Origin of the sequence: Chroococcidiopsis thermalis PCC 7203, assembly GCF_000317125.1 — a bacterium.
In the GTDB taxonomy this organism is placed as follows: domain Bacteria; phylum Cyanobacteriota; class Cyanobacteriia; order Cyanobacteriales; family Chroococcidiopsidaceae; genus Chroococcidiopsis; species Chroococcidiopsis thermalis.
The window spans coordinates 196,898-212,934 of record NC_019695.1 but is presented as its reverse complement, the minus strand read 5'-3'; the positions used below and the strand labels follow the sequence as shown (position 1 = coordinate 212,934).

The 16,037-nt window shown below is 45.3% G+C and carries 19 protein-coding genes and 1 pseudogene; 17 read left to right on the top strand and 3 right to left on the bottom strand.

All coding sequences use genetic code 11. The features are described 5' to 3' along the window. Nucleotides 1-27 precede the first annotated feature (27 nt). From secY to prfA, 13 genes are all read left to right on the top strand, one after another. Nucleotides 28-1,335, top strand: coding sequence for a preprotein translocase subunit SecY (gene secY, locus CHRO_RS00880; RefSeq protein ID WP_015152284.1), 1,308 nt, complete (start codon nt 28-30; stop codon nt 1,333-1,335). Beyond that, the gene (locus tag CHRO_RS00875; RefSeq protein WP_015152283.1) at nt 1,335-1,901 is read left to right on the top strand and encodes an adenylate kinase; all 567 of its coding nucleotides are present in this window, start codon (nt 1,335-1,337) and stop codon (nt 1,899-1,901) included. The genes secY and CHRO_RS00875 overlap by 1 nt, the downstream gene beginning before the upstream one ends. A gap of 238 nt (nt 1,902-2,139) precedes the next feature. Beyond that, the gene (gene infA, locus CHRO_RS00870; RefSeq protein WP_006196724.1) at nt 2,140-2,364 is read left to right on the top strand and encodes a translation initiation factor IF-1; all 225 of its coding nucleotides are present in this window, start codon (nt 2,140-2,142) and stop codon (nt 2,362-2,364) included. A 110-nt stretch (nt 2,365-2,474) separates the two neighbouring features. After that, on the top strand, nt 2,475-2,588 hold the full coding sequence (rpmJ, locus tag CHRO_RS30170; RefSeq protein ID WP_015152282.1) for a 50S ribosomal protein L36: 114 nt from the start codon (nt 2,475-2,477) through the stop codon (nt 2,586-2,588). 100 nt (nt 2,589-2,688) lie between these two features. Continuing rightward, the gene (rpsM, locus tag CHRO_RS00865) at nt 2,689-3,069 is read left to right on the top strand and encodes a 30S ribosomal protein S13 (protein ID WP_015152281.1); all 381 of its coding nucleotides are present in this window, start codon (nt 2,689-2,691) and stop codon (nt 3,067-3,069) included. A gap of 66 nt (nt 3,070-3,135) precedes the next feature. Then, the gene (rpsK, locus tag CHRO_RS00860; RefSeq protein ID WP_015152280.1) at nt 3,136-3,528 is read left to right on the top strand and encodes a 30S ribosomal protein S11; all 393 of its coding nucleotides are present in this window, start codon (nt 3,136-3,138) and stop codon (nt 3,526-3,528) included. A 212-nt stretch (nt 3,529-3,740) separates the two neighbouring features. Beyond that, nucleotides 3,741-4,688, top strand: a complete 948-nt coding sequence (locus CHRO_RS00855) for a DNA-directed RNA polymerase subunit alpha (protein WP_039714880.1) — start codon at nt 3,741-3,743, stop codon at nt 4,686-4,688. Between the two features lie 66 nt (nt 4,689-4,754). Beyond that, entirely contained in the window at nt 4,755-5,105 is a 351-nt protein-coding gene (rplQ, locus tag CHRO_RS00850; RefSeq protein WP_015152278.1) for a 50S ribosomal protein L17, read from the top strand. A gap of 20 nt (nt 5,106-5,125) precedes the next feature. Continuing rightward, nucleotides 5,126-6,043 carry a tRNA pseudouridine(38-40) synthase TruA gene (gene truA, locus CHRO_RS00845; protein WP_015152277.1) on the top strand — a complete coding sequence of 306 codons (918 nt, stop codon included), beginning with the start codon at nt 5,126-5,128 and terminating at the stop codon, nt 6,041-6,043. A 72-nt stretch (nt 6,044-6,115) separates the two neighbouring features. Beyond that, a complete protein-coding gene (gene rplM / locus CHRO_RS00840; RefSeq protein ID WP_015152276.1) occupies nt 6,116-6,568 on the top strand; it encodes a 50S ribosomal protein L13 in 453 nt (150 codons plus the stop codon). After that, nucleotides 6,568-6,990, top strand: a complete 423-nt coding sequence (gene rpsI, locus CHRO_RS00835) for a 30S ribosomal protein S9 (RefSeq protein ID WP_015152275.1) — start codon at nt 6,568-6,570, stop codon at nt 6,988-6,990. The genes rplM and rpsI overlap by 1 nt, the downstream gene beginning before the upstream one ends. A gap of 103 nt (nt 6,991-7,093) precedes the next feature. Then, entirely contained in the window at nt 7,094-7,345 is a 252-nt protein-coding gene (rpmE, locus tag CHRO_RS00830) for a 50S ribosomal protein L31 (protein WP_015152274.1), read from the top strand. Between the two features lie 109 nt (nt 7,346-7,454). Continuing rightward, nucleotides 7,455-8,555, top strand: a complete 1,101-nt coding sequence (gene prfA, locus CHRO_RS00825) for a peptide chain release factor 1 (protein WP_015152273.1) — start codon at nt 7,455-7,457, stop codon at nt 8,553-8,555. 264 nt (nt 8,556-8,819) lie between these two features. Here the strand turns inward: prfA and CHRO_RS00820 are convergent. Further along, nucleotides 8,820-9,401, bottom strand: a pseudogene (locus CHRO_RS00820) (transposase). Between the two features lie 270 nt (nt 9,402-9,671). On the opposite strand from CHRO_RS00820, the gene CHRO_RS33095 reads away from it, so the two are divergent. Beyond that, the gene (locus tag CHRO_RS33095) at nt 9,672-10,229 is read left to right on the top strand and encodes a hypothetical protein (RefSeq protein WP_015152272.1); all 558 of its coding nucleotides are present in this window, start codon (nt 9,672-9,674) and stop codon (nt 10,227-10,229) included. A 232-nt stretch (nt 10,230-10,461) separates the two neighbouring features. On the opposite strand, the gene CHRO_RS00810 is transcribed toward CHRO_RS33095, so the two are convergent. Beyond that, nucleotides 10,462-10,692, bottom strand: a complete 231-nt coding sequence (locus CHRO_RS00810) for a hypothetical protein (protein WP_015152271.1) — start codon at nt 10,690-10,692, stop codon at nt 10,462-10,464. A 238-nt stretch (nt 10,693-10,930) separates the two neighbouring features. Between CHRO_RS00810 and CHRO_RS00805 the strand changes: the two genes are divergently transcribed. The 3 genes from CHRO_RS00805 to secG all read left to right on the top strand — a co-directional run bounded on the left by CHRO_RS00805 (nt 10,931) and on the right by secG (nt 14,761). Then, nucleotides 10,931-12,634: an ABC-F family ATP-binding cassette domain-containing protein gene (locus tag CHRO_RS00805; protein ID WP_015152270.1), complete on the top strand. Its 1,704-nt coding sequence runs from the start codon at nt 10,931-10,933 to the stop codon at nt 12,632-12,634. 234 nt (nt 12,635-12,868) lie between these two features. Then, nucleotides 12,869-14,467 carry a 2,3-bisphosphoglycerate-independent phosphoglycerate mutase gene (gene gpmI, locus CHRO_RS00800; protein WP_015152269.1) on the top strand — a complete coding sequence of 533 codons (1,599 nt, stop codon included), beginning with the start codon at nt 12,869-12,871 and terminating at the stop codon, nt 14,465-14,467. Between the two features lie 60 nt (nt 14,468-14,527). After that, nucleotides 14,528-14,761, top strand: coding sequence for a preprotein translocase subunit SecG (gene secG, locus CHRO_RS00795; RefSeq protein WP_015152268.1), 234 nt, complete (start codon nt 14,528-14,530; stop codon nt 14,759-14,761). Between the two features lie 50 nt (nt 14,762-14,811). Here secG and CHRO_RS00790 read toward each other — a convergent pair whose 3' ends face one another. Further along, the gene (locus CHRO_RS00790) at nt 14,812-15,984 is read right to left on the bottom strand and encodes a glycosyltransferase family 4 protein (protein WP_015152267.1); all 1,173 of its coding nucleotides are present in this window, start codon (nt 15,982-15,984) and stop codon (nt 14,812-14,814) included. Nucleotides 15,985-16,037 lie beyond the last annotated feature (53 nt).

Here is a 16,037-nt window from a genome sequence, read left to right as displayed (position 1 = left end):
CCTATGGCAGTAGAAAGGTAGCCGTTTATGATTAGTCGAGATAAAGCCCCAACAGCTCAAGAAACTTTCATGCAAATGGCACAGGCAGCCGGACTGAGAGGACGGTTGCTCGTGACTATTGGCATGTTAATTTTGGCTCGCTTGGGTGTATTTTTACCCGTACCAGGAATCAATCGCGAACAGTTCGCTCAAAGCGTACAAAATAATAGTGCTGTCATCGGTTTTTTAGACATCTTTTCCGGCGGCGGACTTTCAACTTTGGGAGTTTTCGCCTTAGGAATATTGCCTTACATTAATGCCTCAATCATAATTCAATTACTGACGGCTGCGATTCCAGCTTTAGAGAATTTACAGAAAAATGAGGGTGAGGCAGGTAGACGACAAATTTCTCAAGTCACCCGCTACGTCGCTTTAGGTTGGGCAATTCTACAAAGTACGTTTATTGCAGCAATTTGGATCAGACCGTTTGCCCTTAACCCAGGACCAGTATTTGTGATTGAAACCGCGATCGCACTCACAGCTGGTTCGATGTTTGTCATGTGGGCATCGGAACTGATTACGGAGCGCGGTGTCGGTAACGGTGCATCACTGTTGATTTTTGTCAACATTGTTGCCTCTCTACCTAAATCTTTGGGCGATACTATTACTCTGGCACAAACTGGAGGCAGGGAAACCATCGGACGAGTCATCGTTCTGTTGCTGGTATTTTTAGTCATGATTGTCGGAATTGTCTTCGTCCAAGAAGGCACGCGCCGCATTCCGATTATTTCAGCTCGTCGTCAAGTAGGACGCAAGCTTTATCTAGAGCGGAGTAGCTATCTACCTTTGCGGTTGAATCAAGGCGGTGTAATGCCAATTATTTTTGCTTCTGCCGTCCTAATTCTGCCAGCTTCACTCGCTAGGTTTACCCAAAACGAATACGTGATTAACATCTCCAATGCAATCAGTCCTGGCGGTTCTACGCCTTGGCTCTACGCCCTAGTGTACTTCGTAATGATTGTTTTCTTCAGTTATTTCTACTCCACGTTGATCGTGAATCCGGTTGACTTGGCACAGAACTTGAAGAAGATGGGTTCTAGTATTCCAGGAATTAGACCAGGTAAAGCAACCAGCGAATACGTCGAGCGGGTATTAAATCGATTGACATTTTTGGGAGCTGTTTTTCTTGGCGCAGTGGCGATTATTCCTACAGCAGTAGAAAGTGCTACTAGAGTTCCGACTTTCCAAGGATTAGGAGCGACTTCGCTGTTGATTCTGGTTGGTGTGGCAATTGACACGGCAAAACAGATTCAAACCTATGTGATCTCCCAGCGTTATGAAGGAATGGTGAAGTAGTGCCGCGATTGATTTTTTTGGGACCGCCAGGAGCAGGTAAAGGCACGCAAGCAAAACACCTTGCCAATTCCTGGCAGATCCCTCATATCTCGACTGGTGATATTTTGCGCCAAGCTATGCGCGATCGCACGCCTTTAGGAATTCAAGCTCAAGGCTATGCCGACCGAGGCGAACTCGTCCCCGACCAGCTAGTAAACGATCTCGTTGCCGAACGCCTTCAGCAATCAGACGCGCAAGCGGGATGGATTCTAGATGGGTTTCCTCGCAAGCTCAGCCAAGCAGTATTTTTAGACGAACTGCTGCAAAAGCTTAACCAAGGTTCTACGCGAGTGGTGAATCTAGAAGTACCAGAAGCGATCGTTGTAGATCGGTTGCTGAAACGGGCAGAAAAAGAAGGACGAGCTGACGACACTGAAGAAGTGATTCGCCGTCGCTTGGAAGTCTATCACCAAGAAACTTCGCCCTTAATTGATTTCTACCGCAATCGCCAACAACTCGTTTCAGTAGATGGCGATCGCTCGATGGAAGAAGTGATGGCTCACCTGCAAACAGCAGTTCATAGCTAACTATTGGGGATGTTGTGGGATGTGGGTAATTGGTAGTTGGTAAGAAGTTGGTGCGCGGTGCGCTCTTGTGTTGAAGCGAGCGGTGCAGCGCCTTCTGCGCCTGAAGCCCCTCTGCTTCTTCAGTTCTCTTCTTCCCGACTCCCGATTTTCGATAAGATATATTAACGGTGGAAAAATATGTCCAAAAGTGCTAGAGCTAATTCCACAGAAAAATCAGTAGAGTTGAGGAATCAACAAGTTGTCTAAACAAGATTTAATTGAAATGGAAGGCACGGTGACAGAATCGCTGCCTAACGCTATGTTTCGCGTCGATCTGGACAACGGCTTTAACGTACTCGCCCACATCTCCGGCAAAATTCGCCGTAACTATATCAAGATTCTACCTGGCGATCGCGTGAAAGTCGAACTCACGCCATACGATTTGTCTAAAGGTAGAATTACCTATAGACTGCGCAAAAAATAATTGAAGTTAATTTTTAGCAACATCCAAGTCCGAAAACTCAGTAGGAGTGCTAAATTCTTGCGGAAAATCCAATCGTAGTATTATAATATAGAGTTTGTAATGTAAAAGTCATGAAAGTTAGAGCTTCTGTAAAAAGAATTTGTGAAAAGTGTAACGTTATCCGCCGTAAAGGTAGGGTAATGGTTATTTGTTCTAACCCGAAACACAAGCAACGTCAAGGCTAACTATAAAATGATTGGCGGCGATCGTCGCCATATGGTGTCTCAGTTAACACCATGAAAGAGTGAATATTGTTGCAGCAAAGCAAGACTAGGGAGAAACAGCGTGGCACGGATATCTGGTGTAGACCTTCCGCGAGATAAGCGGATTGAGATCGGTCTGACCTATATTTATGGGATCGGCTTAACGAGATCGAAAGAAATTTTGGCGACTACAGGTGTCAACCCAGATACCCGCGTCAAAGATCTCGGCGATGCCGATGTAGCAGCTCTGAGAAACGAGATAGAAGCAAACTATCAAGTTGAAGGAGATTTAAGGCGTTTGGAGACGATGAACATCAAGCGCCTGATCGATATTGGTACGTATCGGGGTCGTCGTCATCGGATGGGCTTACCCGTTAGAGGACAACGCACTCGTACCAATGCTCGTACCCGTCGAGGCAGACGACAAACGGTAGCAGGGAAGAAAAAGGCTCCAGGGAAATAAATAACTTCCTAGCAATATAGAGCATTTTTGAATTGAGTAGAGCAAAATTAAACCGATCGTAACCCTATGGCGCGACCAACTAAGAAAAGCGGTACGAAAAAGCAAAAACGCAACGTACCAAATGGCATGGCATACATCCAATCCACATTCAACAACAGCATAGTCACCATTACAGATCAAAATGGCGATGCGATTTCGTGGGCATCGGCTGGTTCTAGCGGCTTTAAGGGAGCGAAGAAAGGCACTCCTTTTGCCGCGCAGACTGCCGCTGAAAGTGCTGCACGACGCGCAGTTGACCAAGGTATGCGTCAGATCGAAGTCATGGTCAGCGGACCTGGAGCAGGCAGAGAAACAGCAATTAGAGCGCTGCAAGGGGCGGGATTAGAAATTACTCTAATTCGCGACATCACGCCTATTCCACATAATGGCTGTCGTCCGCCCAAACGCCGCCGAGTGTAAACTCAAATGTCCAAAAAGATGTGGAAATTTCTGCAACCTGCGCGTTCGTCCAGTGGGCGATCGCGTTATCTTGTCCCAAAAGTCAGCTAGAAACTGAAACGGCGGAACGGATAAATCAAGTCAGAAATTCAGGTAAAAAAATTCAGGCATGTAATTCAGGCAAGCGGTTGCTATGCCAATTTATAGGAGCTAACAATAGGGGAGGTTACTCCGTGGCGCAATTTCAAATCGAATGTGTTGAGTCTATTACGCAGGAGAATCGGAGTCAATATAGTAAGTTCGTCTTGGAACCTCTCGATCGCGGTCAAGGAACGACAGTAGGTAACGCCTTAAGGCGAATTTTACTCTCTAATCTAGAAGGTACAGCAGTCACAGCCGTCCGAATTGCAGGAGTAAGCCATGAATTTGCTACAATTCCTGGCGTGCGCGAGGACGTAATGGAAATTCTGATGCAGATGAAAGAAATCGTCCTCAGAAGCCACTCCTCGCAAGCCGTAACCGGTCGATTGCTCGTCCACGGGGCTACTACAGTTACTGCGGCTCATTTCGATCTACCAGCAGAAGTAGAAATTATCGACCCCAATCAGTACGTAGCTACCCTAGCAGACGGGGCGAAATTAGAAATGGAATTTCGGGTCGAACGGGGAAAGGGCTATCGCACGGTCGAACGAGGGCGCGACGAAGCTACGTCCATCGATTACCTGCAAATTGACTCGATCTTTATGCCAGTTCGTAAGGTCAACTACAGCGTTGAAGATGCGCGGGTAGACGGCTCGCTGCAAAAAGATCGGTTGATTATGGAAATTTGGACAAATGGTAGCCTAACACCGCAAGAAGCCCTTTCTTCTGCCGCAAATATTCTCGTTGACCTGTTCACACCCTTAAAAGACATCTCGCTGGCGGCGATGAAAGACGAAATTCCCGCCGACGAAGACCCGACTAGTCAGATTCCAATTGAAGAATTGCAACTTTCCGTTAGGGCTTACAACTGTCTCAAACGAGCGCAGGTGAATTCGGTAGCTGACTTACTAGACTACACCCAAGAAGATCTACTAGAAATTAAGAACTTCGGTCAGAAGTCCGCAGAGGAAGTGATCGAAGCCTTGCAGAAGCGTCTAGGCATTACCTTGCCGCACGAAAAATCTTCTAAACCTACCTGAAATACTCTTTGAAAGAAGGATGTAGCAATCCATCCTTCACCCCCGACCCTACATCCTTTTACGATCATGCGTCACCGCAATAGCATTAAAAAACTTAGTAAACCAGCAGACCAACGCCGCGCCCTACTAAGAGCGCTGACCACCGAACTACTCAGACACGGACGAATTACCACGACTAAAGTAAGAGCAAAGGTCGTACAGTCTGAAGCAGAAAAAATGATTACCCTAGCTAAAGACGGCTCTTTAGCAGCTCGTCGTCAAGCTATGGGATATATCTACGATAAGCAACTCGTACACGCTCTCTTCGAGCAAGTCCCCGATCGCTATGGTAGCCGCGCTGGTGGTTACACTCGCGTTTTACAAACGATACGCCGTCGGGGCGACAACGCAGAAATGGCAATTATCGAACTCGTTTAAAATACTGTGGCGCTTTGGAAATGGCTGTTCGGCAACCTGAATTGACAAGTAGAGTCGCCCTGGTAATTCAATACCTGGGTACTCGTTTTCATGGATGGCAGCGACAGCCGCAGCAGCGTACGGTTCAGGAAGAAATAGAAACTGCGATCGCCAAGGTCTTGGGTTATCCAATTGTCATTCATGGAGCAGGCAGAACGGATGCTGGGGTTCATGCTGCTGCCCAAGTCGCTCACTTTGATGTAGTTGATTGTCCGATTCCAGCTCATCGCTGGGCAGCAATTCTCAACAGTCGTCTGCCAGAAGATATCTTAATTCGCGCTTCGGCTGAGGTGAGCTTGGATTGGCACGCCCGCTTTTCTGCTAAGTGGCGGCGCTATCGCTACACTCTCTACACCGACCCCCGACCGAATTTGTTTGCCAAAGCTTTTAGCTGGCACTATTATCACGTACCTCTAGATGAATCATTAATTCAAGCAGCATTAAAACCTCTACTCGGCAACCACCATTTAGCAGCTTTTCATCGGGCGGGTTCTAGTCGCGCTCATTCTTGGGTAGAAGTACAAGCAGCGGAATGCCATCGTCAAGGTTCGTTCGTGCAAATTGAATTGCAGGCAAATGGCTTTTTGTACGGCATGGTGCGGTTATTACTGGGATTGCTGGTTCAAGTGGGTAGCGGACAGCGATCGCTAGCCAATTTTACCGAGATTTGGCAGCAGCAACGCCGCGCCGAAGTCAAGTACGCCGCCCCTGCTGCTGGCTTGTGCCTGCTGCGAGTTGGCTATACTGAATTTCCTTTTCCTGCTGAAGTTTGGTATGATACGCAACCCCAGTTTTTCTTACCAGATGTAACCGCTGCCCCAACAGAACAGACAGAGCCGATTTCTACTCCATCCTGTATAGCATCTGCTCTACTTTCTCAGGCTGCCGCACAAACATGAACCCAAATTATTTCAAGTAAATTATTTTAGGGTAAATATTCCAGTAGATTATTTCAGGATAGTAAAACCACCATGACCAAAACCTACATCCCCCCTCAAGATACGATTAATCAGCAGTGGTATCTGGTCGATGCCGCTGACCAGCGTTTAGGCAGGCTCGCCACTGAAATTGCTAATATTTTGCGAGGCAAAAATAAGCCAGAATTTACTCCACATATGGATACTGGTGATTTTGTCATCGTTGTTAACGCTGAGAAGATCAAAGTTACAGGGAAAAAACGCAGTCAAAAAGTTTACCGCCGTCATTCTGGAAGACCTGGCGGAATGAAAACCGAAACCTTTGCTCAACTTCAAGCACGGATACCAGAGCGCATTGTAGAACAAGCTGTTAAAGGTATGCTGCCAAAAAATAGCTTGGGCAGACAACTCTTTACTAAGCTCAAAGTCTACGCTGGTGCAGAACATCCCCATCAAGCACAGAAACCAGAAGCAATTAAAATTCAAACCATCCCAGGAGACAAGTAATGCAAGCAACACAAACCCCTGCCACTAACGGGCGAGTCATGTACTGGGGTACAGGACGACGCAAAGCGTCTGTAGCTAGAGTTCGTCTAGTTCCAGGTAACGGTCAACTCGTCGTCAATGGTAAAGCTGGCGACTTATATTTTCAATTCAATGCCAGCTACCTTGCAGCCGCTAAAGCACCTCTAGAGACGCTAGGTCTAGAGAACGAATACGACATTCTCGTAAACGCTCACGGCGGCGGCTTAACCGGACAAGCCGATTCAATTCGTTTAGGAGTTGCTCGCGCCCTTTGTCAATTGGAGCCAGAAAATCGCTTGCATCTGAAGAAAGAGGGTTATTTAACTCGCGATCCCAGAGCTAAAGAACGGAAGAAATACGGCTTACATAAAGCACGGAAAGCTCCTCAATTCTCGAAGCGATAAATTGGTAATGGGTAATTGGTAATGGGTAATTGGTAGTTGCCTATTACTTACTAGCTATTACCAGCCAAAAGCTACAATAAGATTAGAAAAATAGGAAAAAAAGATGGCAAAACCAGATATTCATCCGCAGTGGTATCCCGAAGCTAAGGTTTACTGCAACGGGGAACTAGTAATGACTGTTGGTTCGACCAAGCCAGAACTCCACGTTGATGTCTGGTCTGGCAATCACCCGTTCTATACTGGAACTCAAAAGATTATCGATACTGAAGGGCGCGTAGAACGCTTCTTGAGAAAATACGGCATGATGGATTCCTCCCAAGCAGGCAATACAGAAGGAAAGCCCAAGAAGAAGTAGCGCGGTCAGTTCAATTTTGGATTTTAGATTTTGGATTTAAGTTAGAAAAATCTGAAGTCTAAAATTTTCGTATATGACCCAATCTACTATTTGCTGAGCGATCGCAATTATGGCGGAACCTTACCTGCTAAATAAGCTCAAATCAGTCGAGCAAACCTACAATGAATTGACTCGTCGCCTTGCCGACCCAGATATTGCTACCGATCCGGTAGAGATGCATCGGGTCGCGAAGGCTCGTTCTTCTTTTGAAGAAGTCGTCAATACTTATGAAACTTGGAAAACCGCTCAGGAAGAGCTTAAAGGAGCGCGTCAAGTTTTAAAAGAAGCAGCTAGCGATCCAGAGTTGCAGGAAATGGCAGCTTTGGAGGTGCAGGAATTAGAAGCGCAGTTGGAACAGCTAGAAACGCGCTTGAAGGTTTTGCTGCTACCCCGCGACCCGAACGATGACAAGAATATTATGTTAGAAATTCGGGCAGGTACTGGTGGCGATGAAGCAAGTATCTGGGCTGGAGATTTAATTAGAATGTATTCCCGCTATGCCGAAACTCAAAACTGGCGCGTCAAGCTAGTGAGCGAATCTCTGGCAGAAATGGGCGGATTTAAAGAAGCAGTGCTAGAAATTCAGGGCGATTCTGTCTACAGCAAACTCAAGTTTGAAGCAGGGGTTCACCGCGTTCAGCGCGTACCAGTCACGGAAGCAGGGGGACGAGTTCACACATCTACTGCTACTGTCGCGGTGATGCCAGAAGTGGATGACGTTGAAATTCACATCGATCCGACTGAGATTGAAATGAAAACAGCTCGTTCTGGCGGTGCTGGCGGTCAAAATGTTAACAAGGTGGAGACAGCGGTAGACTTATTCCACAAACCAACGGGAATTCGGATTTTCTGTACGGAAGAACGCAGCCAGTTACAAAACAAAGAACGGGCAATGCAAATCTTGCGAGCTAAATTGTACGAAATGAAGCTGCGGGAACAACAAGAAGCTGTTACTTCCATGCGGCGATCGCAAGTTGGAACGGGTTCGCGATCGGAGAAGATTCGCACCTACAACTACAAAGATAATCGGGTCACAGATCATCGTTTGGGACAGAATTATTCTCTGAACCCAGTCCTAGAAGGTGACATAGAAACAATTATTCAAGATTGTATCGCCCAGGATCAGCAGGAACAGTTAGCAGAGTTAGCTGCATCGAGTGCGGGTGCTTAAGAAGGCGATCGCGCTTGGTTTGGTAGGGTAAAATATGATTGCATAATCCTTCCTAAGTTTAGGGGGGATTAATTTTTTGGTATGTGAAACTATGGCACAGAAAATTCTCGTGATGGAAAAATGCGATCGCGCTTTGGAATTTGCGGAGGGAGGAAGTGCGATCGCAATCTTTATCAATTTTCTTTTGATTACCATATATTTGTAGGGACGTACAGCTGTGCGCCCCTACAGATCTGATATTTCATACAATAGAAAATAGCTATATTACTGTGAAGCAGGATTACCTAGATTTTCTGAGTCGTAGAGCCAATTAGAAGGATTATTTATAATGTATTGCTGAATTTTATTTAGAGATGCTTCATCTCGAATAATTTGTTCATAATAATTTCGCTGCCAGACAGGTATTGTTTGAGTCTGACGTATTTCGTTGATCCGTTTAGTAGTAGCTGACTTAAACCCAGCAATCAATGACGATAGAGAACGCGGTTTCCGACATAGCATCTTTTGTAGAGATGTGTCATCGGGTAGGGGCGTACAGCTGTGCGCCCCTCCTAGATCTGATATTCCTACAGAAGAGGTGAATACAACGATCGCGTGTATGTGATTAGGCATGATAACCCATTCATCTAATTCAATTCCTGGTCGAATTGTGGGCGATCGCAACTATTCTTCAGCTACTATACATCCAACTTTATTCAAGTGCATTTGACAATCCACAACTTCGCCAAATATACATTCTTTTTGGTAGGTACAAATGGTGATAAAGTAAGCACCTGCTTGAGAATAATCATAACCACGTAAACGAATAGACTGACGGCGATGAATTTTGGAATTATACGAGGTCATTGTTAGCTTTTTTCATTGGATGTAATACATGGCTTGTAGGGGCGCACATCTGTGCGTCCCTACAATCTGCCCGCAGTAATTTATTAAACATAATCTCGATCGCTCGACTTTATATAAGCTTTTAATTACCTTCATTCAAAGCTCAAATTTTATAAATTATTAGCGTGTAAATTAAGAAGATATTTAGTGATTCTTAGCAGCACGCAAAACATATTTGTAGGAGCGCACAGTTGTGCGCCTGGTTGTATATAAATAAAAATAGGAGTATTTGTGATTCCAATTATTCTTGGTGCTATTGCTTTAGGTACTACAGCTTTTGGTGGGCTTGCGTGTGTCGCAGGTATGGCTGATATGGATCTAGCAAAAAAAATTGGTGAACGCGCTCAAAAACGCTACAAAAGTAAAGTTAGTCAATTGCAAGCAGACTGGGAAACTGCTAACCAGATAGCAGAGGAGTACAGTCAACTTCAGATTGATATCAAAATGCGCACAGTTGGACGTTTTGTTGATTTTATCGAGCGGCGAATTGGTCAGCAAGCTTCGCAAAGCGATCGGCAGATTTTAGAAGGACTAGAAATTTCAATAATTAACGCTCAGCGAGAAATATTGATAGGATATCTCAATCGCTCGTTTGACGAACGAGCAGAAAATTTTCGGGCTTTGTTCAATGTAGTCGATCGCGCAATTATAACAGGTAATAACGAGGAACTAGAAGTAGCCTTACATTCAATTACAGAAATAGCTAAATCTAGCCCATTTAAAGAACTTGCTAATTTAGCTTCAGTAAAAGCGGCGCTAGACGATCCAAATCACAAATGGACATTTTGATATACATATTGAAATAATACAGATTTTGTATGGACGCACGATGGATATTTTGAAATAATACAGATCTTGTAGGGGCGCACAGCTGTGCGCCCCTACATCATTTATGCGCCCGTACATCTATGCGCCCTAACTGATTTATTACCAACACGAATAAATTTGAGATTGGAAATTCCGATCGCTACCACGAACCCAAGTAGAGCGATCGCCTCCTCCCCATCCAACCAACCACAAACTACTGCTGAATCTCTCCCCGCGCCAAACGTGTTTCGTACTCTTCTGGATTCCTTGAATAATCTGATAAATCTGAAGTGCTAATTTTCAATGCTTCCGTAGATTGCATCCATAAAGCCGAGCGAGTGTTATCTTTGTCTAGTCGCAAAGAGTCTACAAAATGACTTACTTCCTTAACAAGCGGTTCTGGCAGTTGGAGAATTTTGGAAATTGTCTCATCATACAAGCTCATTTGTTATTCCTTGTTTGAATCAATTTGATGCACCGAATTTGCGTACCAACAGCCTAATGAAGATAATTCAATATAGAGGTGTGAGGGCTGCGCGTCAATCATGTTAGTCATCTTAGGTGACTTCAACCCAGAAATTAAGATTCTCAAAATCTTTCCCCTGTCTTGAAGAACGTACCCTACATTTCGCCATTAAATTTTGTTACGATGTCGATGAAGCGATCGCCCCTGGAGATAATGAATGCTGCGACTGGAACACATTAGTAAAATTTATCCTACTGGTGAAGTCCTCAAAGATGTGAATTGGGAAGTCAAAGCAGGCGATCGCATCGGTTTAGTAGGTGTCAACGGAGCAGGCAAGTCTACCCAACTGAAAATAATTGCTGGAGAGATTGAGCCAACCACTGGAGAGGTGATTCGTCCTGCTAGTTTACACATAGCATACTTAACCCAAGAATTTGAAGTAGATCCAACTCGTACTGTAAAGGAAGAATTCTGGCGTGCCTTTGTTGAGGCAAACGAAGTTCATGAAAGTTTGACAAACGTACAACATCAGTTAGAAACCGCAACACCCGAAGAATTAGATAAACTTCTGCGACAAATGGATCGCTTCCAGCGCCAGTTTGAAGCTTTGGATGGTTACAGCTTGGAGGCGCAAATCGATAAAATCTTGCCAGAGCTGGGATTTGAACCAGGAGATGGCGATCGCCTTGTCAGCGCTTTTAGTGGCGGTTGGCAGATGCGAATGAGTTTGGGAAAGATTTTACTACAAAAGCCCGATTTATTACTGCTAGACGAGCCAACTAACCATTTAGATTTAGAAACTATTGAGTGGTTGGAAAATTACCTGAAAGGGTTAATTACACCGATGGTAATTGTTTCTCACGATCGCGAATTTCTCGATCGTCTTTGCACTCAAATTGTCGAAACTGAAAGAGGGGTTTCTACCACATATTTAGGTAACTATTCAATTTATTTACAACAAAAATTTGAAGCTAAGGAAGCACAACAAAGTGCCTACGAACGGCAACAGAAAGAACTTGACAAACAGCAAGCTTTTGTCGATAAATTTAGAGCTAGTGCTACTCGCAGTACACAAGCAAAAAGCCGCGAAAAACAATTAGATAAAATCGAGCGTGTCGAAGCACCGATATCTGACTTAAAAACCCTGCATTTTCGCTTTCCACCCGCACCCCGTAGCGGACGAGAAGTGGTGAAAATTCAAGATTTAACCCATATATACGACGACAAAATCTTATTTTTAGGTGGAAACCTCTTAATAGAAAGAGGCGATCGCATTGCTTTTCTCGGTCCCAATGGTGCGGGTAAATCTACATTACTGCGTCTGATTACGGGAATGGAGGAACCGACAGAAGGAGTAGTCGAACTGGGCGCTCATAACGTGATTCCCAGCTATTTTGAGCAGAATCAAGCAGAAGCCTTAGATTTAAACAAAACCGTCATGGAAACAATCCATAATGAAGTTCCCGACTGGACGAATGAAGAAGTTCGCACGTTGTTAGGAAGATTTTTATTTAGCGGGGACACGGTATTTAAAAAAGTTGCAGCCTTAAGTGGAGGCGAAAAAGCCCGTCTTGCCTTAGCAAAAATGCTGTTACGTTCAGCAAATTTATTGATTTTAGACGAGCCAACAAATCATTTAGATATTCCAGCGAAAGAAATGCTGGAAGAAGCAATTCAAAACTACGATGGTACGGTACTGATTGTTTCTCACGATCGCTACTTCATCTCTCAAGTTGCCAACAAAATTATTGAAATTCGCGATGGAGAATTTCGAGTTTATTTGGGAGATTACCATTACTACCAAAATAAATTAGCAGAAGAACGAGAACAGGAAAGACAAGCTGCGATTGCTGCCGAGCAAGCTGCTAAAAAAGCCGCCAAAGCCGCTAAAGCTGCCGCTAAGAAAGGGAGTAGGGGTTAGAAAAAAAGACAAGGGAGACAAGGGAGACAAGGGAGCATTCGGAATTACAATCCAAAATCCAAAATTCCCTCACTCCTCACTCCTCACTCCTCACCCCTTCCAGAAGGCGATCCCCATTAGAAAAGCTGAAAGATATAGTAGAGAAAATGACAAAATCAGCAAAAAAACCCTTGCAGAGACGATCGGTAGTGGTATCATGACGGGTGAGTTAACAAAAGTAAAGGGTAACATCGTATGACCCAAGCACCTGTTGCTCCCGTGGTGCTAGTGATATTAGACGGATGGGGTTATCGCGAGGCAGCAGACGGTAACGCGATTTCATCTGCAAAAACTCCTGTAATGGATAGCCTCTGGGCAGTCTATCCAAGAACTCTAATTCGCACTTCAGGCAAAGCAGTAGGGTTGCCAGAGGGTCAAATGGGCAACTCGGAAGTCGGACACCTGAATATTGGTGCAGGGCGAGTTGTACCGCAAGAATTGGTTAGAATTACAGACGCGGTCGAAGATGGTTCAATTGGACAAAACGCCGCGATCGCTCAGTTATGCCGAGAAGTCAAAAACAGAAATGGTAAACTGCACCTAATCGGCTTATGCTCGGAAGGTGGGGTACACTCTCATTTAAGCCACTTGTTAGGATTGCTAGACTTAGCAAAGGCGCAAGAGATCGCTCAAGTATGCATCCATGCAATTACGGATGGACGCGATACAACACCTACAGAAGGCGTGGAAGCTCTCAAACAGATTCAAGAACACGCAGATTCAATTGGTGTTGGTCAGATCGTCACTCTAAGCGGTCGTTACTACGCAATGGATCGCGATCGCCGTTGGGATCGCGTTAAACGTGCTTACGATGTGATGACTCAAGACGGTGTAGGCGACGGGCGATCGGCAGTTGAGGTCTTACAAGCTTCCTACGATGAGGGAGTCACTGATGAATTTGTCATCCCTACCCGCATCGCTCCGGGAGCGGTAGAACCAGGTGATGGCGTAGTCTTTTACAATTTTCGCCCCGATCGCGCCAGACAGCTCACTTATGCTTTTGTCAAGCCAGACTTTGACGGCTTTGAACGGCAGCAGATCGAGCCTTTATCATTTCTCACGTTTACGCAATACGACTCCGAACTTTCCGTCCCCATCGCTTTTGAGCCGCAGAATCTCGATAACATTTTAGGCGAAGTCATCTCCCAGCATGGACTCAAGCAGTTTCGCACCGCAGAGACAGAAAAATACGCCCATGTCACTTACTTCTTCAATGGCGGCTTAGAAGACCCATTTGCAGGTGAAGATCGGGAAATGGTGATGAGTCCGATGGTAGCGACCTACGACAAAGCGCCAGCCATGTCCGCTGAGGCGGTGACTGATGTAGCGATCGCTGCAATAAAGCAACAAGTTTACTCCCTGGTAGTCATGAACTATGCCAACCCTGATATGGTAGGTCATACAGGTGATATAGGTGCGACTGTAGAAGCAGTTGAAACTGTCGATCGATGCTTGGGACGGTTATTGGAGGCGATCGCTCAAGTAGGAGGCACGGCATTAGTCACAGCCGATCACGGTAATGCTGAATCCCTCCGCGACGAACAGGGAAATCCTTGGACGGCACACACGACTAATCCAGTCCCCTTCATTTTAATTGAAGGTGAAAAAGCAAAGATCCCCGGTTACGGTACAGAAGTAACGCTCAGAAGTGATGGCAAGCTTGCCGATCTCGCACCGACGATTCTAGAAATCTTGCAACTGCCACAACCAGCAGAGATGACTGGTCAATCTTTAATCGCCCCAGCTATGTATGAAGTACAATCTTCCCGTACTCCTGTCAGAATGGGCTGGTAAAGTTAAATAAGTAAGCAAGTAAGCTACACTTTTTTTGCGCTATCCGAGCTAATTCGCACTATGACAGTTACTACAGTTCTTGAAGCTATCTGGGCATTCTCTGCCGTGGGTTTGATTGTTTTGGTATTACTGCACAGTCCCAAAGGTGATGGGATCGGTGCAATCGGCGGTCAGGCACAGTTATTTAGCAGTACCAAAAGCGCCGAAACAACCCTAAACCGCGTTACTTGGGCATTGGTAGTGACGTTTTTAGGTTTAACAGTAGTTCTAAGTGCTGGTTGGTTGAATAGATAAATTGTAGAGGCGTTCCCGGGAACGCCTCTACAATTTATCTATTGTCTTATCTATAGTCGAGCGCGAAACTTAGAACTGAAAATTTTTGAACTTTGCCGTTGTGACAATACGCTGTCATAAAGCTGCTCTAGCCGGTCGATATTCTGACTCAGGGTATAGCGCTCTAATACTCGCTGTCGCGCTTTTTGCCCTAGTAAGATGGTAAGTTCTGGATGATCTTGAAACAAAGGTAGCAGAGTTGATAATTGTGACGTGACGCGCCTGGGAGTGAGGACTACACCAGCGCCATTCTCTAACACTTCCCCATCTGCACCCACATTTGTAGCTAAACATGCCAGACCACAAGCCATTGCCTCTAACAAAGAAATTGACAATCCCTCTACCAAAGACGGCAAAACAAACACATCGCTACCACGCAAAATCTCCAACCGTCGATTTTCATCGGCAATATATCCTAACCAGTAAATGCCAAATTCTGCGCTGTAGAAAGGTCGTAAAGAAGCGGTAAGGGGACCATCACCTACCATAAGCAATTTACTACTAGGTTTCATATCCGCTTGCTTCCAGGCGCGAAGCAATGCTTCGATATTTTTTTCCGCAGCAATTCGACCTTGATAGACGAATAGTCGTTCGGCGTGGAATTCTTGCTTGATACGTGAAGTCCCAGGACTATATTTCTCTACGTCTACGCCGTTGGGGATCACTGCTACTTTGTCAGCAGTCAAACCCATTTTGGCAAACAACTCTCGCTGGACTTCCGAAAAAACGATAACGCGATCGTAGTTGATTAAAAATGGAGCATACAGTTGATATGCCAGCAATTGAGTACCCGATACGAGTTTTGCCCCTTTACCAGCATAGGGAGTGTGGAAAGTTGCAATAAGGGGTAGGTTCAGCTCCTCGCAAATCTCTGGCAGGATGAAATCTAGGGGAGATAGCGTTAAAGATGCATGAACTAAATCTGGTTTTAACTCCCGTAGCGACTGAGTTAAAACCTTTGTTGCCCCTAAAGTCGGGATTGTATAGACTTGAGACTTATAGAGGAAAGGTAGAGGGACTTCTGGGCAGTCGGGCCAATTATCCCGCTTAGCTTCTTCTTCTTCTTGAGTGAAGTGAAGAAAACTAACCTGATTTCCTCGGTCTAGCAAGGCATTAGTAACTTCTCGACTGTAAGTAACATTGCCACAAAAGGGTGATTTTTTTCCAATCCAGGCAATATGCATTCGGTTGCGGCTCGATTTTCCGATCTAGTAAGAGACTTAGGGAGTTGGGAGTC

Coding starts and splice junctions, on each gene's coding strand:
- rpsI (WP_015152275.1), top strand. CDS start 6,568: ATGCAAGCAACACAAACCCCTGCCACTAACGGGCGAGTCATGTACTGG.
- CHRO_RS00790 (WP_015152267.1), bottom strand. CDS start 15,984: ATGCATATTGCCTGGATTGGAAAAAAATCACCCTTTTGTGGCAATGTT.
- truA (WP_015152277.1), top strand. CDS start 5,126: ATGGCTGTTCGGCAACCTGAATTGACAAGTAGAGTCGCCCTGGTAATT.
- gpmI (WP_015152269.1), top strand. CDS start 12,869: ATGACCCAAGCACCTGTTGCTCCCGTGGTGCTAGTGATATTAGACGGA.
- prfA (WP_015152273.1), top strand. CDS start 7,455: ATGGCGGAACCTTACCTGCTAAATAAGCTCAAATCAGTCGAGCAAACC.
- CHRO_RS00805 (WP_015152270.1), top strand. CDS start 10,931: ATGCTGCGACTGGAACACATTAGTAAAATTTATCCTACTGGTGAAGTC.
- CHRO_RS00810 (WP_015152271.1), bottom strand. CDS start 10,692: ATGAGCTTGTATGATGAGACAATTTCCAAAATTCTCCAACTGCCAGAA.
- rpmE (WP_015152274.1), top strand. CDS start 7,094: ATGGCAAAACCAGATATTCATCCGCAGTGGTATCCCGAAGCTAAGGTT.
- rplQ (WP_015152278.1), top strand. CDS start 4,755: ATGCGTCACCGCAATAGCATTAAAAAACTTAGTAAACCAGCAGACCAA.
- secY (WP_015152284.1), top strand. CDS start 28: ATGATTAGTCGAGATAAAGCCCCAACAGCTCAAGAAACTTTCATGCAA.
- rpsK (WP_015152280.1), top strand. CDS start 3,136: ATGGCGCGACCAACTAAGAAAAGCGGTACGAAAAAGCAAAAACGCAAC.
- secG (WP_015152268.1), top strand. CDS start 14,528: ATGACAGTTACTACAGTTCTTGAAGCTATCTGGGCATTCTCTGCCGTG.
- rpmJ (WP_015152282.1), top strand. CDS start 2,475: ATGAAAGTTAGAGCTTCTGTAAAAAGAATTTGTGAAAAGTGTAACGTT.
- rplM (WP_015152276.1), top strand. CDS start 6,116: ATGACCAAAACCTACATCCCCCCTCAAGATACGATTAATCAGCAGTGG.